Annotated in this window: 9 protein-coding genes; 5 read left to right on the plus strand and 4 right to left on the minus strand. The window is 74.5% G+C overall.

What is annotated here, in order from left to right; translation table 11 throughout:
* Window positions 1–127 precede the first annotated feature (127 nt).
* A complete protein-coding gene (locus AB0I11_RS21930) occupies window positions 128–310 on the minus strand; it encodes a mersacidin/lichenicidin family type 2 lantibiotic (protein ID WP_357323335.1) in 183 nt (60 codons plus the stop codon).
* 338 nt (window positions 311–648) lie between these two features.
* Between AB0I11_RS21930 and AB0I11_RS21935 the strand changes: the two genes are divergently transcribed.
* The gene (locus tag AB0I11_RS21935) at window positions 649–3,261 is read left to right on the plus strand and encodes a LuxR C-terminal-related transcriptional regulator (RefSeq protein ID WP_357323338.1); all 2,613 of its coding nucleotides are present in this window, start codon (window positions 649–651) and stop codon (window positions 3,259–3,261) included.
* Window positions 3,262–3,279: 18 nt separating this feature from the next.
* Here the strand turns inward: AB0I11_RS21935 and AB0I11_RS21940 are convergent, their stop codons facing one another.
* Window positions 3,280–4,209, minus strand: a complete 930-nt coding sequence (locus AB0I11_RS21940; RefSeq protein ID WP_357323341.1) for a YegS/Rv2252/BmrU family lipid kinase — start codon at window positions 4,207–4,209, stop codon at window positions 3,280–3,282.
* A gap of 351 nt (window positions 4,210–4,560) precedes the next feature.
* Here AB0I11_RS21940 and AB0I11_RS21945 point away from each other — a divergent pair, with 351 nt between their 5' ends.
* Window positions 4,561–5,106 carry a winged helix-turn-helix domain-containing protein gene (locus AB0I11_RS21945; protein WP_357323344.1) on the plus strand — a complete coding sequence of 182 codons (546 nt, stop codon included), beginning with the start codon at window positions 4,561–4,563 and terminating at the stop codon, window positions 5,104–5,106.
* Between the two features lie 115 nt (window positions 5,107–5,221).
* Here the strand turns inward: AB0I11_RS21945 and AB0I11_RS21950 are convergent, their stop codons facing one another.
* A complete protein-coding gene (locus tag AB0I11_RS21950; RefSeq protein ID WP_357323346.1) occupies window positions 5,222–9,628 on the minus strand; it encodes a S8 family serine peptidase in 4,407 nt (1,468 codons plus the stop codon).
* A 298-nt stretch (window positions 9,629–9,926) separates the two neighbouring features.
* Between AB0I11_RS21950 and AB0I11_RS21955 the strand changes: the two genes are divergently transcribed.
* Window positions 9,927–10,496: a winged helix-turn-helix domain-containing protein gene (locus AB0I11_RS21955; protein ID WP_357323349.1), complete on the plus strand. Its 570-nt coding sequence runs from the start codon at window positions 9,927–9,929 to the stop codon at window positions 10,494–10,496.
* Here the strand turns inward: AB0I11_RS21955 and AB0I11_RS21960 are convergent.
* The gene (locus AB0I11_RS21960; protein ID WP_357323352.1) at window positions 10,472–12,442 is read right to left on the minus strand and encodes an ABC transporter ATP-binding protein; all 1,971 of its coding nucleotides are present in this window, start codon (window positions 12,440–12,442) and stop codon (window positions 10,472–10,474) included. The genes AB0I11_RS21955 and AB0I11_RS21960 overlap by 25 nt on opposite strands.
* A 298-nt stretch (window positions 12,443–12,740) precedes the next feature.
* Between AB0I11_RS21960 and AB0I11_RS21965 the strand changes: the two genes are divergently transcribed.
* Both AB0I11_RS21965 and AB0I11_RS21970 read left to right on the plus strand, forming a co-directional pair.
* On the plus strand, window positions 12,741–13,583 hold the full coding sequence (locus AB0I11_RS21965; protein ID WP_357323355.1) for an SAM-dependent methyltransferase: 843 nt from the start codon (window positions 12,741–12,743) through the stop codon (window positions 13,581–13,583).
* A gap of 65 nt (window positions 13,584–13,648) precedes the next feature.
* Entirely contained in the window at window positions 13,649–14,059 is a 411-nt protein-coding gene (locus AB0I11_RS21970) for a VOC family protein (RefSeq protein ID WP_357323359.1), read from the plus strand.
* Window positions 14,060–14,075 lie beyond the last annotated feature (16 nt).

A 14,075-nucleotide genomic window follows, 5' to 3' on the forward strand; every position in this document is an offset into this window, starting at 1 on the left:
GCGATCCCGGGAGTCGCCAAGGTGAATCAAGTATGCGATATCTTTAACGAATTATGACGATTTGAAACGCCGGGAGTTCGCGTGTCGGATCGTCACCCCGACCGACCCGTCGGGTCGGTGCGGCGACTCAGCAGACGCAGTGGCAGCAGGCCGTGGTGTGGCCGGTGGTGGCGGCGGCGCCGCCGGCGACGGTCTCCAGCTGGTCGCCGTCCAGCTCGACGACACCGGCCGGGTGGGCCTCGGCGCCCTCCGGCGCGGCGGCCCGGGCGTACTCGTCCTTCCAGCTGGCGACGATGTCGGTGATGGACATGCGGTTCTCCCTTCAGGTCGACCGACCGGACGGCCCGGCGGTCGCTTGCGGATCCAGCCTGCGGTCCGGCGGACGGCCGGCACATGAGTAGCCGCTACCTCACTGCGCGGCACTCCTGTCACGACGGTGACAACCGATCCGGCCGCCCACCGCGTCGAGTGGACGGACGTGTCGAGAAGCCGACGGCGACGCCGGGTGGGGTGTGTGAGGGTGGGGCGGCGGTCACTCAGGCCGCCGCGCGCACCGACCCGCCCGGCAGGGTGCCGAGGGCGGCGAGGCGACCGGGCGGCGGGCCCGGCCGGGGGTGAAGGGGTTCAGTGTCTGCGCCAGGGTGTGTGGTGGAAAACAGCTGGCCGTACGTCGGCCGGGCCCGGGAGCGGGACCGGGCGGTCGAGGCGCTCACCGCGGCGTCCGGAGCGGGGGTGCTGCTCACCGGTGACCCGGGGGTGGGCAAGAGCCGGCTGCTCGACGAGGTGCTCGATCAGGCGCTGCGGCGGCAGCGGGTGACGTTGCGGGTGACCGCCACGCCGGGCTGGCAGGCGGTGCCGTTCGGGGTGCTGGCCAACCGCGTCCCGCAGGCCTCGGACGCGAACGTGGCCGACGTGTTCCGGGACGTCGAGCGGCGGTTGCGGGAGGTCGCGGCGGGGCGCGGCGTGGTGGTCGGCGTGGACGACCTGAACTGGCTGGACGACGCCTCGGCGGCGCTGCTGGAACGCCTGGTGGCGAGCGACGCGGTGCAGGTCGTCGCGAGCGTACGGACCGACTGGCTGGACGCCCCGCCGGTGGCCGCGGTACGCCGGGCCCGGTCGGTCGACCGGATCCACGTGCCGCCGCTGGACGCCGAGGAGAGCACCGGGGTCATCCGGGCGGCGCTCGGCGGGCCGGTCGACGGTCTGACCCTCGACGCGCTGTGGCGGATCAGCCAGGGCAACCCGCTGTTCCTGCGCGAGGCGCTGCGCTGCGGGCTGCGCGACGGCGGGCTGGTGCGGCGTGACGGGATGTGGACCTGGCCGGCGGAGTCGCTCTGCCCCACCCACCTGGCCGACCTGATCCAGCAGACCCTCGGCACGCTCACCCCGGAGGAGGCCGAGGCGATGCGCTACGTCGCGCACGCCGAGCCGGTGCCGCTGGCGGTGCTCGACCGGGTGGTCGAGCCACGGATCGCCGAGCGGCTGGAGGAGCGCGGGTTGATCCGGCTGCTGCGGCACGACGCGGCGGTCCTCGTCCAGTCCGGGCACCCGCTGTACGCCGAGGCGGTCCGCAACGACACCGGGGAGCTGCGGGCCCGGCGGCTGCGCCGCAACCTGGCCGCGGCGCTGGCGGAGCTGGGCGGCGGCGGCGCGGACGACCTGGCCCGGGTGGTGGCCTGGCGCTGCGAGGCGGACCTGCCGGTCAGCCCGGAGGACCTGCTCAGCGCCTCGGAGCACGCGCTGCGCCGGCACGACCCGGTGCTGGCCGAGCGGCTCGGGCGGCGGATCCGGTCCGCCCGCGGCGACTGGCAGGTCGCCCGGGCGCTGCTGGCGCAGGGGCGCGGCGACGAGGCGGGCGGGTGCCTGCGGCGGGCCGCCGCCGAGCTGACCGAGCCGCGGGACCGCGCCGAGGCGACCGCGCTGCGCGCGTTGCACGCCTTCTGGGGTGACCGCCGGCCGGACCGGGCCCGGGAGGTGCTCGACGCGGCGCGCCGCGAGCTGCCGGTCGAGGCGCGGCCGGGGTTGCTCGCCGCCGAGGTGGGCATCGCGGTCTTCGGCGGCGACCTGGACGGGGCCCGCGACTCGATGGCCCGGCTGGCGACCGACCGGCCCCGGGATCCGCTGCTCGCCACCGCGGTCGCCGCGCTCGAGCCGTACCTGCTGCTCTTCGCCGGGCAGCCGGGGCGGGCGGCCCGGATGTTCGACACCGGCGAGGTGGACCTGCCGGAGACCTGGCCGACGATGCGGGCCGCCGCGCAGGCCTGTCACGTCCAGTCGCTGCTGATGTCCGGCCGGCTCGCCGAGGCCACCCGGCAGGCGCAGCGGTACTACCAGGACGCGGTGGGCCGGCGGGCGCCGGACGCGGTGGGGCTGCTGGCCTTCGCCCGGGGCAAGTGCGCCTACCACGGCGGCCAGTTGAGCGAGTCGGTGCGCTGGCTGCACGAGGCGCGCACGCTGGTCGGCGAACGGGCGCTCTTCCCGATCCGGGACTACGTGCTGTCGGCGAACGCGTACGTGGCGGCGCAGCGCGGCGAACCGGCCGAGGGCCGCCGGCTGCTGGCGAGCCTGCGGGCCGAGCAGGCCGGCCGGGGCGACGCCGGTGGCCTGCTGGCCACCGACGCCGAGCTGACCGAGGCCTGGCTGTCGGCGGTCGACGGTCAGCTCGCCACGGCCGTCGGCCGGCTGCATGAGCTGCGCCGGGCCGGCGCGCAGGCGGCGACCATCACGGTGGAGTGCCTGCACCTGCTGTCCCGGCTGGCCCCGTCGACGGAGACCGCCGAGCGGCTGACGGAGGTGGCGGCCGGCTGCGACAGCCCGCTGTTCGACCTGTGGGCCGCGTACGCCCGGGCGCTCGCCGCCGACGACCCGGCCGGGTTGGAGCGGGTCGGCACCGCGCTGGAGGCCAGCGGATACCTCGCCCTGGCGCTGGAGACGGTGATCGCCGCCGAGGCGGCTTGCGGCCGCCGCGGCGAGCACCGCCGGGCGAACCTGCTGGCCCGGCGGGCGGAGCTGCTGCGGGACCGATGTGGCGGCTACTGGCCCCCGCTGCTCCCCCACCGCGACGGGCGGGACGAGCTGACCCCGCGCGAGCGGCAGATCTGCGAGCTGGCCGCGGCCGGCCGGGACAACGCCACGATCGCCGCGGAGCTGGTGCTGTCGGTGCGGACCGTGGAGAACCACCTCCAGCGGGCGTACGTCAAGCTCGGCCTGCGCAGCCGGGCCGGGCTCGCCCGGGCGCTCGGGGCGCGCCGGGCCGGCTGACCGCCGCGGGCCGGCCGGTCAGCGGTCCGGGCTGTCGGCCGGCGCCATCAGCCGCAGCGCGTTGGGGTCCAGGCCGATGCGGACCGGGGTCAGGCCGTAGGGTTCGCCGTCCACCTCGATCCGGGCCGGCCGGTCGGTCTCCACCCAGAGCTGGCGCACCGCGAGGAACGGCTGCTCCCGCAGGCTGCGGCGGTGGCCGGTGGCCGCGTTGCGCGCCGTCGCGCGCAGCAGGCCGCGCCGGCTGGGCCCGCCCACCGGGTACGCGACCAGCAGCCGGTCGTCGGCGTTGGCGTCGGCGGTGATCGGCCGGCCGGCGTGGAAACCGCCGTTGGCGACGTACAGCTGATGGGTCAGGAAGTCGTGCTCGCGCGCCTCGGCGCGCACCCGCACCCGCAGCGGCCGGTGCCGGGCGAGCAGCCCGAGGGCGGTCGCCGGGTAGGCCAGCCGGCCGGCGACCCGCTTCAGCCGGGGCGGCGCGCTGCGCATGATGTCGGCGGAGAAGCCGATGCCGACGTGGTTGGTGAAGCGCAGGTCACCGACGAGCCCGAGGTCGACGTCGATCACCTTGCCGGCGGTGAGCACCCCGACGGCGGCGTCGAGGTCCAGCGGCACGCCGACCGTGCGGGCGAAGTTGTTGGTGGTGCCCAGCGGCAGCAGGCCGAGGGCGATGTCCCGGTGCGCGAGCACCCGCGCCGCGGTGCCGATGGTGCCGTCGCCCCCGCCGGCGACCAGCAGGTCCGGACCGAGGTCGGCGGCGCCGGCGAGCACCCCGTCGAGGTCGCCGGGCCGCTCGACCGGGTACGCGCCGAGCAGGGTGAAGCCGGCCTCGACGAGCCGGGCGCGCACGGCGTGGTAGAGCCGGCGGCCCCGGCGGGAGTGGGCGTTGACGACCAGCGCGGCACGCCGATCGTGGCGGACGGCCTCGGTCAGCTCCTGCTTGGTCCGCATGGGCACCGAGCCTATCCGCCGCAGCCCCGCCCCGGCCGCGGACGGCGCGGGCAGGAGGGCCACCGACGCCCGGGCCGGTCGCGGCCGGCACCGGCCGGTAACGACCGCCATGAATGGCGATGGCGGTCGTTACATTGACGTGAACTGCTGTACCGGTGGCCGGGGGCGGCGCTAGGATCTCGCCTGGGGGGATCCGCAGCCTCACGTCTCCACCACCCTCCCCGCGCCACGTCGAGCCCTCGGCAGCCTGCTCCGGTTCCTCCGGACGGGCCGGACGGTCGTGCCGTCGAACGAGAGTCGACGGCCTCGAACAGGTCCGCGGAACCGCGGAAACAGCAGAAGGGGCGGAATATGGGGATCCCGTCCTTGGTCATCGGCATCGCCACCTCGGCGGCGGAGCGCCGCCAGCTCGCGCAGGTGCTCGGCGGGGCCGACGCGTTCGTGATCGTGTCCAGCGTCCACGAGGCGCGCCGCTTCCTCGACCTGGTCCGCCGGGCGGGCGCCGCGGCGACGGCACCGCCCGGCGCGGCGACCGCAGCGCCCGGTGCTGCGACCGCAGCGCCCGGCGCGCCGGCGGGCGACGCCGGTCCGGTCCCGGGCGACCCGCCGACGCCGGAGCTGAGCGTCGACTCCGACCGCCGGGTGCTGCGCTGGCACGAGCGCGAGGTCGGCCTGACCCCACTGGAGCACGACGTGCTGCTCTGCCTCGTCGGCACGCCCGGACAGGTCTGGACCTACCAGCGGCTGCACCGGCAGGTGTGGGGCAACGAGCACCTGGGGCGCGGCTCCGACCTGCACTCGGTGGTGCGCCGGATCCGGCGCAAACTCGCCCGGCTGGGCGCCGCGCCGACCATCCACGCGGTACGCGGCGTCGGATTCCGCCTCGCGCCCTCCTGACCGCACCCGCACCCACGGACGGGCGGCGCCCCGGGCGATCCGGTGAGCGGGCGGTGACGCGGTCCGGCCCACCCGGTACTGCACCGGGCGGGCCGGACCTGTCGGTCGAGCGGGATCAGCAGCGGATCGGGGCGAGCGCGAAGTCCTCCACGGTCGGCGTGCTGGTGTTGATCCTCGCCTGCCGGGTCTGCGGCTTCCAGCCGTCCTTGGCCACGATGATCGTCAGCGGGTTGTTACGCCGGTCCAGCCAGTAGGCGTACCCGCCGTCGGCGTCGGTGGCGAAGGTCCACGACATCGCCCACGAGTCGACCTGCACGACCGCGCCGGGCAGGGGCGCGACGGCCCCCTGACAGCTCGTGCCGGTGACCGTGCCCATCAGCTTGCCCCACGTCGTCGGGGGGTTCACCACCATGGTGACCGCCACCGGCGGCATCGCGTACGGCGTGTTCTCCTTGATCGCCACGGAGGCCGTGTACGTGCCCGGCTGGTCGACGGCGGCCGACATCCCGACGGTGACCGTCACCTGCTCGCCCGGGGCGAGGGTGACCTTGGTCTTGTCGACGGTCAGCCAGCTGACGTCCGCCGGACCCTCGGCGCACTCGGTGAAGCCGGGCAGCGCCTCGCTGTCCTTGGTCGCCGTGAAGCTGCCGGAGGAGCCGCCGATCTTGTAGAAGCCGCACGCCGCGCCGCCGCGGTAGCGGGCGGTGTTGGCGTTGGGCAGGTTCGACCACGAGTCGGTGGCCGGGTCGTAGGCGAAGCCGGCGTTGGTGATGGCCCCGCCCTGCGAGCCGCCGACGACCAGCAGCTTGCCGCTGGCCACCGCGTACGCGCTGGCCCAGCTGTCCGAGGGCGCGTCGGCGATCGCGCTCCAGCTGTTCGCGTCCGGGTCGAAGGCGTAGCCGGCCTTCTGGGCGAGGGTGCCGTCGTTGCCGCCGGTGCAGTAGACGGCGCCGTCGATCCCGCCGCAGGACAGGAACGCCACCGACTTCGGGTAGGCCGGCAGGGTCTCCCAGCGGTCCGTGGCCGGGTCGTACCGGACCACGTCGTTCGCCATCGGCAGGCAACTCGCCGTGGTGCAGCCTCCGATCGCGTACAGCTTGCCGGCGACGACCGCCTGCCCGGCCGCCGCCCGCGGCGTCGGGTTGTCGGCCTTCCTGGTCCAGGTGTTGGCGGCCGGGTCGTACGACCAGGTGGCGCCGTCGGGGCCGGCCGCGCCCCAGCCGCCGGTGGCGATGATCCGACCACCCACGACCCCGACCGTCATGGCGTTACGCGCCCCGGGCAGGTCGGCGATCGCCGTCCAGCTCTGGCCGATCGGGTCGTACACGTAGTTCTTCGCGTTGGACGCGGTGCCGTCGCCACCGGCGATCGAGTAGATCTTGCCGTCGAGGTTGACCACCCTGTTGTCCATCACGTTCGCCGGGTAGTTGGCGATGGTCGTCCAGGGCTCGGCCTGCGGGGCGACCGCCGCGACGGCCGTGGCCGACTTGCCCGTCGGTCGGGCCGCGAACGACGTCGGCGCGGTCAGCCGCTGCGTCGGCGCCCCGGCGGAGCCGAGGATCTCCTGCCGGGACATCCGGGACCCGTCCGCGCGCTGGAGGACGAAGCCGCCGTCGCGCTCGCTGAACTCGACCGTCGCCGGCGCGCCGCCGGTGTTGGTCACCGTGAAGGTCTTGCTGACCTTGCCGGTGGGCATCCGGACCGTGCCGGTGACCGAGGTCGGCTTCACCGCCAGCCGGCCCGCCGCGAGCTGGAAGGTGGCCGCGGTCGCCCAGTCGGTCTCCACGTCGACCTGTTTGGTCTGCCCGACGTAGTTGCCGGCCTTCGCGGTGAACGGGTGCTGGCCGGTCAACGACGAGAACATCCAGTAGAAGCCGTCCGGCAACCCGGTGTCGTCCGGGGTCGCGACCGTGGTGGCCCGCTCCGCCGGGCGGTCGTCGCTGGTGACCGTGGCGCCGTTGACGTAGCCGTTGTCGTTCTTGTCCCGGACGTGGCCGAGCACCAGGCCGCCGTTGGTCGGCTTGCAGATCAGCTTGCTGCCGATCAGCACGTTGTCGACCTGCCACCACCATTCCCAGGAGGCGTCGTAGTAGTGGAACCGGACCCGGACCTGCGCCTGGCCGGCGGCCTGCGGGATGGCCACCTCGGTGACCTTCGGCCCGCGCACGTCCGCCGCCTGCCGTAGCACGTTGCTCCAGGTGGTGCCGCCGTCGAGGCTGAGGTCGACGTCCGCGCGGTCGGAGTTCAGCCAGTTGTAGTCCTGGTTGAACCGGATCACCGGCGCGGTGACGCCGCTGAGGTCGACCACCGGGCTGACCAGCGAGGTGTCCTGCCGCCCACCGCTGCCGTAGTTGTCGCTGTCGATGATCGCGAAGCGGCCGTCGCCACCGGTCAGGTTGCCCCGGTCGCCGCTGTCGGTGAACTCCCACACCTGGCCGGTGCCGGCGTGGTCCACCACGGACCAGCCGTCGGGCACGGAGGCGCCGTCGAAGGTCTCGTACACCCCGTCGGAGCTGTTGGTGTAGCCGGGCGCGGTGGTGCAGGCGGCCGGGTCGGCCGGTACGGCGATGTTCTGCACGGCGTTGCCGGAGCCGACCACGACCTCCCGGGTGACCGTCAGGTAGCCCGGGTACTGCGGCTCGACCGTCAGCCGGTACGTCGCACCGGCCGGAAGGGTCAGCCGGAAGCGGCCGTTGGCCGGGGTGGTGTAGTCGGAGACCGGCAGGCCGTCGACGCTGACCTTCGCGTAGAGCGGCCAGCCGTGCCCGGAGCCGTCGGTGACCGCGCCGCTGACCGTCACGCTCGGCACCGCGGTCAGCGCGACGTCGAGCCGGGTGGTGCCGTCCTTGGTGACCGTGGCGGACAGGGTCCGGGTCTGGTAGCCGAAGGCGCTGACGGCGACCTGGTAGGCGCCGGCCGGCAGCAGTGAGGAGAAGGTGCCGTCGGCGCCGGTGGTCAGCTCGCGGGTGGCCGCGCCGGTCAGCGCCACCGTCGCCCCGGCGATCGGGCCGCCGGTGGCCGCGTCGGTGACCGTGCCGGCCAGCGTCCCGTTGTCGCCGATCGGGGCCGCGTTGAGCAGCGCGAGGGCGTCCAGCCGGCCCTCGCCGAACACGTTGTTGTCGTCGGTGGTGCCGCCGCACTGGCTGTCGGCCTGGTCGACGGCCGCGTTGTCCAGCAGCGCGCGGGTCGCGGTGATGTCGCCGACCAGCGTCGGCGCCGCCGACCAGAGCAGGGCGATCGCGCCGGCCAGGTGCGGGGCCGCCATCGAGGTGCCGCTGATGCTGGCGTAGCCGCTGCCCGGGACGCTGGAGCGGATGTTCACGCCGGGGGCGGAGAGGTTGGGCTTGATCTCGCCGTTCTGCCCGGCGCCCCGGGAGGAGAAGCTGGCGATGTTGTTGTTGACGTCGTACGCGCCTGCGGAGTAGTTGCTGGCCAGGCTGCCCGGTGAGCCGCTGGTCTGGCAGGACGGGCCGTTGTTGCCGTTGGACCAGGCGCCGAAGATGCCCGAGGCCGTCCAGGCCGCGGTCACGTCCGCCATGAACGGCTCGTTGGAGGGCAGCTCAGTGCCCCACGAATTGTTGATGATGTTGGGGCGCTTGCTGGCGTCCGGGTGCTCGCCGTTGAGGTCGGTGGGCTCCAGCATCCACTGCCCGGAGGAGATCAGGGCGTCGTCGGAGGGGCAGCAGCCGTTCGCGGCGATCCACTTCACGTCCGGGGCGACGCCGATCTGGTTGGCCCCGTCGGCGCCGGCCATGGTGCCCATGGTGTGCGTGCCGTGCCCGTTGGTGTCGCAGGGCGCGGTGGGGCAGGTGCCGGCGGCGTCGAACCAGTTGTAGTTGTGGTCGAAGGTGCCGTCGCCGTTGTTGCCCCGGTAGGCGTTGACCAGGGCCGGGTGGTTGAACTGCACGCCGGTGTCGATGTTGGCCACGGTGATGCCGGCGCCCTTGACGCCGTACTGGGACCAGACGTCGTCGGCGTTGATGTTGGCGATGCCCCACTCGAGGGCGTTGACCGTCTTCTCGTCACTGCCCTTGGTGACCTCGGGCACCTTGTACCCGGTCGCGGCGTACAGGCCGTCGACCTCGGCGTGCGCGGCGACGTTCTGGGCCATGGCCAGCGATCCGCCGCTGACCTTGATGGCGTTGGTGGCCCAGAACGTCTGGTACCTGGTGCCGGAGCCGTCCAGCTCGGCCCGGACCTTGGCCTGGCTGGCCGTGGCGGTGCGGCGCAGCGCGTCCGCGACCGCGGCGCCCCGCTCGGTCCAGTCCTTGATCGCGCTGGCCCGGCCGAGGTCGGCCCGGTCGGCGAAGTGGATCCAGAAGTCGCCCTCGCTCTTGCCCTGCAACTGCCGGGTGAGCTCCGGGCGGATCTTGTCCGACGCGGCCGTGCCGGCGCCGGTCGCGGTCTGCGTCGCCTGCGCGCCGGTGGCGGTGACCGCCAGGCTCGTGGCGGCCAGGACCAGGGCCGCGCCGGCGCTGACCAGGCGGCCCGCCAGCGGTCTCCGATGTGGACGTCTCAGCATCGCTGCTGCCTCCTCCAGGTACGACCCGCGAATCATCGAGCCAGGTCGAAGGGTGCAGGCGACTCTTCTCCCGTCGGATCCACAGCGGAATGTACGAACCCCCCAGCCCCCAGGGCGCCGTGCGGGTCACGCCGGCAACCTGAGTGGACAGTAGGATCTCCGGGAGAGAACGATCAAGCACGCCCGGTGAGCAACTTGTCACCAACAGCTTGCCGCCGGGCGGTGGTTTTGACAGTTTCGGGCAGCGGGACACGCACGTCGGGCGGGCTGCGCCCACGATCGGCGCGGGTGGGGATGCGTGACCGGGGACGACACGGGACCGGCCGGCCGGGCGGAGCCGCCGTCGCCGCTGGTGATCGCGGTGACCCCGGTGCCCGCGGACCGGCTCCGGATCGCCGAGCTGCTCGACGGGGTCGCGCCGCTGCTCGTGGTCGCCGACCTCGACGAGCTGCGCCGGCTGCTCGCGGCCCGCGCCCCGGCGACCCACCCCGCCGCCGAGCCGCCGCTGGCCGCCGGCCCGCTGCTGATCGACCCCGCCCGGTCCACCGCCCGGGCCGGGGAGCGCGAGGTCGCCCTCACCCGGCTGGAACGCGACCTGCTGACCTGCCTGGCCAGCGAGCCGGTACGCGCCTGGAGCTACCCGGAGCTGCACCGCTCGGTCTGGGGTGACCCGGACCGGGAGCGCCGCGCCGACGTGCAGTCCGTGGTGAAGCGGCTGCGGCGCAAGCTCGACCGGCTCGACGGCGGCGTCACCGTCGTCGCGGTGCGCGGCGTCGGATTCCGGCTCGCCGGGTGGCGAGATCAGGGCGCGGCGTCGGAGGCCGGCTCGCGGGCCGGCGGGGATCAGGGCGCGGCGACCGGCGGCTGACGCGGGCTCGGCGGGCCGCCCCGGGTCACGTCGTAGCCGCTGGCCTGGAGGGTGAACAGCTCGGCGTAGCGGCCCCCGGCGGCCATCAGCTCGTCGTGACCGCCCGCCTCGACCAGCGCGCCGTCGTGCAGGACGAAAATCCGGTCGGCGTGCCGGACGTTCGCCAGCCGGTGTGTGATGAGGACGGTGGTGGCCCGCCCCTGCCGGTCGCGGATCGCCTGGAACAGGGCGTCCTCGGCGCGCGGGTCGAGCGCCGAGGACGGCTCGTCCATGACGAGCAGATCGGCGTCGCGGAGGAACCCGCGGGCGGCCGTGATCCGCTGCCACTGGCCGCCGGAGAGGTCCTGGCCGTGGGCGAAGGTGCGGTCGAGCAGCGTCTCGTAGCCGTACGGCAGGCTCTCGATCATGTCGTGGGCGACCGCGCGGGCGGCGGCCGCCTCGATCCGGTCCTGCCGGGCCTCGCCGTCGACGTCGCCGATGGCGATGTTCGTGGCCGCCGTGAAGGGCCACTTGTGGTACTCCTGCGTCACCACGGCGATCCGGGACCGCAGGCTGTCGACGTCCCAGTCGGCCAACGGCCGCCCGTTCCAGCGGACCACCCCGGCGGTGGGCCGGCGCAGGGCCGCCAGCACCGCGGCGAGGCTGCTCTTGCCCGAGCCGTTCTCCCCGACGAAGGCCACCGTCTGCCCGGCCCGGATGGTCAGCGTCACCCCGTCCACCGCCGGGGTGTCCCGGTCCGGATAGCAGAGCCGGACGTCCTGCACGCTCAGCTCGCGCAGCGGCCCGGCCACCGGCCGGGGCGGGGCGGCCTCGGGCAGGTACGCCTCGGCCCGGGCCAGGAAACCGGTGTAGTCGCCGAAGTGCTGGCCCTCGGTGTACACCAGGTCCACCTGGATGGTGGCCACGGACAGCGACCGTTGCGCGGACTGCAACGCGATCACGCAGGTCGCCGCAGCGGCGAGCGGGATCCGCCCGCCGACGAGCAGCAGCCCGAGCAGGGCGTACACCGCTCCGGTGGCCACTCCCCCGACCACCGCCCCCAGGCTGGTCATCGTGGTGACCCGCCGGGCCAGGGCGAGCTGGATGCCGGTCTCCACGGCCATCACCCGGTCGTACTGGTCGAGCAGGAACGGGCGCAGCCGGTACGAGCGCAGCTCCGGCGCCGACTCCCGCTCGGCCATCAGCCGGTGCAGCAGCCACACCCGGCGCCGCCGCACCGAACCCGCCGTGTACGTCTGGTACCGCAGGTGACCGGCGCGCAGCGACGCCCACGCCTTCGGCAACGTGGCCAGCAGCAGCGCCACCAGCAGCAGCGGGTGGATGACCAGCACGGCGACGGCCACCGCGACCAGGCCGGCCAGGCCGGCGAAGAGGTTCATCGACGCCTGCACCAGCGAGATCGCCGAGGCGGTGCCCCGCGACGCGCGTTCCATGTCGTCGGCGAACGCGTCGGCGTCGAACGCCTCCAGCCGCACGGCCGTGGTCACCTCGAACAGGCTCCGCTCCACCTCCCGGTCGAGCCGGGGCGTCAGCCCGTTCTGCGCGTACCCGGTGACGATGCCGGCGCCGGCCCGCAGCGCGGTCGCCGCCGCCAGCGCGGCGAGCGCCGGCGCCGCCGCGACCACCTTGTCCGGGGTGGGCCCGCCGGCGAAGAGTTCGACCAGCACCCGCTGGGTGGCGACCAGGCCGAAGGCCGCGAGCACGCCGGAGCCGACGGTCGCGGCGCCCACCACCCCGGTCCGCATCCGGTCCGCCCGCCAGCTGATCCGCAGCGCCGTCCAGACCAGCTGGGGCAGCTCGGCGAAGACGGCGAACAGGCCCGCCTGCGCCCGCGCCCGCACCCCGGTCTCCCAGTACATCTCGCGCAGCTCGGGCAGGACCGGTTCGGTGGCCGGGCTGGACGGCGACGGCGCGGGCGGCCGGTCCGGGACGGTGACGTCGGCCATGCGGATGCCTCCTCGGGTGCGGCGTCGGTCGCGCGACGGGCCGGGCACCGGCGGCGACGACGGGCGGGCCGCGCCGGGCCTGACACCGCTTCGTAGCCGGCCGGTGACAGGGAGCCATGTTGCCCGGTCACCGGCCGGACGGCAAGCCACCGCCGGCGGATCCCGGCGCCGTCGGCGGCACCGGGCGGCCTCGCCCGGACCGGCCGCGCGGCCCCGCGGCTCGGGACGGTGCTCCCACGCGCGCGGCTCGGGCGGCTACGATCGGCGTGCGTGCCCACAGTGGATCAAGGAGGTCGCGGTGACGGAGACGACATCGGGCGTACGAGCCGTGCCGGAACAGCCGTCGTCGCGGATCGACCCGTCGGTGCCCCACGCGGCCCGTCGGTACGACTACTGGCTGGGCGGCAAGGACAACTTCGCGGCCGACCGGAAGTCCGGCGACGGGATCGCCGCGATCTACCCGGCGATCCGCACGACGGTCATCGAGAACCGGCGCTTCATGCACCGGGCCACCCGCTACCTGGCCGGGTCGGCCGGCATCCGGCAGTTCCTGGACATCGGGACCGGCATCCCCACCAGCCCGAACCTGCACGAGGTCGCGCAGAGCGTCGCGCCGGAGTCGCGGGTGGTCTACGTGGACAACGACCCGATCGTGCTGGCGCACGCGCGGGCCCTGCTGACCAGCTCGCCCGCCGGGGCCACCGCGTACGTCGACGCGGACCTGCGGGACCCGGAGCGGATCCTCGCCCACCCCGACGTCCGGGCCACGATCAACTTCGACCGGCCGGTCGGGCTGACGCTGGTGGCGATCCTGCACTTCCTCACCCAGGCCGACGACCCGTACGCGATCACCCGCCGACTGGTCGACGCGCTGCCGTCGGGCAGTTGCCTGGTGATCTCCCACGCCACCACCGACCTGGTGCCGCGCGAGATCGCCACGGCCGCCGCGCCGGCCACCGCCAGCAGCATGATCGACATGGCGTTCCGCGACCGGGACGAGTTCGGCGCGTTCTTCGCGGGCCTGGAGCTCGTCGAGCCGGGCATCACCCCGATCACCGAGTGGCACCCGGAGGAGCCGGCGGAGCAGCGGGTACCGGCCGCGCAGGCGTCGATGTACGCGGCGGTGGCCCGCAAGCCCTGAGGTCGGCCGACACCGATCAGGAATCGAGAAGCGCGGGCCGCCGCGCCGCCACTAGCGTGGTCGGCATGGACCTGACGATTCACACGTGTGTGCTGCCGCATGTCGATCCGGACGCCTCGGTGGCGTTCTACCGGGACGTCCTCGAGTTCGAGGTGCGGGGGGACGTGGGGCAGGGGCGGATGCGCTGGATCACGGTCGGGCCGGCGGGCCAGCCCGACATGTCGATCCTGCTGGCGCCGCCCGCGGTCGACCCGGGAGTGACCGAGGAGGAGCGGGCCACGATCGCGGAGATGATGGCCAAGGGCACCTACGGATGGATCCTGCTGGCCACGCCGGATCTGGACGGGGTGTTCGAGCGGGTGCAGGCCGGCGACGTGGAGGTGGTCCAGGAGCCGACCGAGCAGCCGTACGGCGTCCGGGACTGCGCGTTCCGGGACCCCGCCGGCAACCTGGTCCGCATCCAGCAGCGGCGCTGACCCGACCGCCCGCCGA

The sequence above is a fragment of the Micromonospora sp. NPDC050495 genome, assembly GCF_040655175.1.
GTDB lineage: Bacteria > Actinomycetota > Actinomycetes > Mycobacteriales > Micromonosporaceae > Micromonospora.

What these genes read in the sequence shown, in the direction of transcription:
- AB0I11_RS21930 (WP_357323335.1), bottom strand. Translation starts at nt 310, where the DNA reads ATGTCCATCACCGACATCGTCGCCAGCTGGAAGGACGAGTACGCCCGG.
- AB0I11_RS21940 (WP_357323341.1), bottom strand. Translation starts at nt 4,209, where the DNA reads ATGCGGACCAAGCAGGAGCTGACCGAGGCCGTCCGCCACGATCGGCGT.
- AB0I11_RS21945 (WP_357323344.1), top strand. Translation starts at nt 4,561, where the DNA reads ATGGGGATCCCGTCCTTGGTCATCGGCATCGCCACCTCGGCGGCGGAG.
- AB0I11_RS21950 (WP_357323346.1), bottom strand. Translation starts at nt 9,628, where the DNA reads ATGCTGAGACGTCCACATCGGAGACCGCTGGCGGGCCGCCTGGTCAGC.
- AB0I11_RS21960 (WP_357323352.1), bottom strand. Translation starts at nt 12,442, where the DNA reads ATGGCCGACGTCACCGTCCCGGACCGGCCGCCCGCGCCGTCGCCGTCC.
- AB0I11_RS21970 (WP_357323359.1), top strand. Translation starts at nt 13,649, where the DNA reads ATGGACCTGACGATTCACACGTGTGTGCTGCCGCATGTCGATCCGGAC.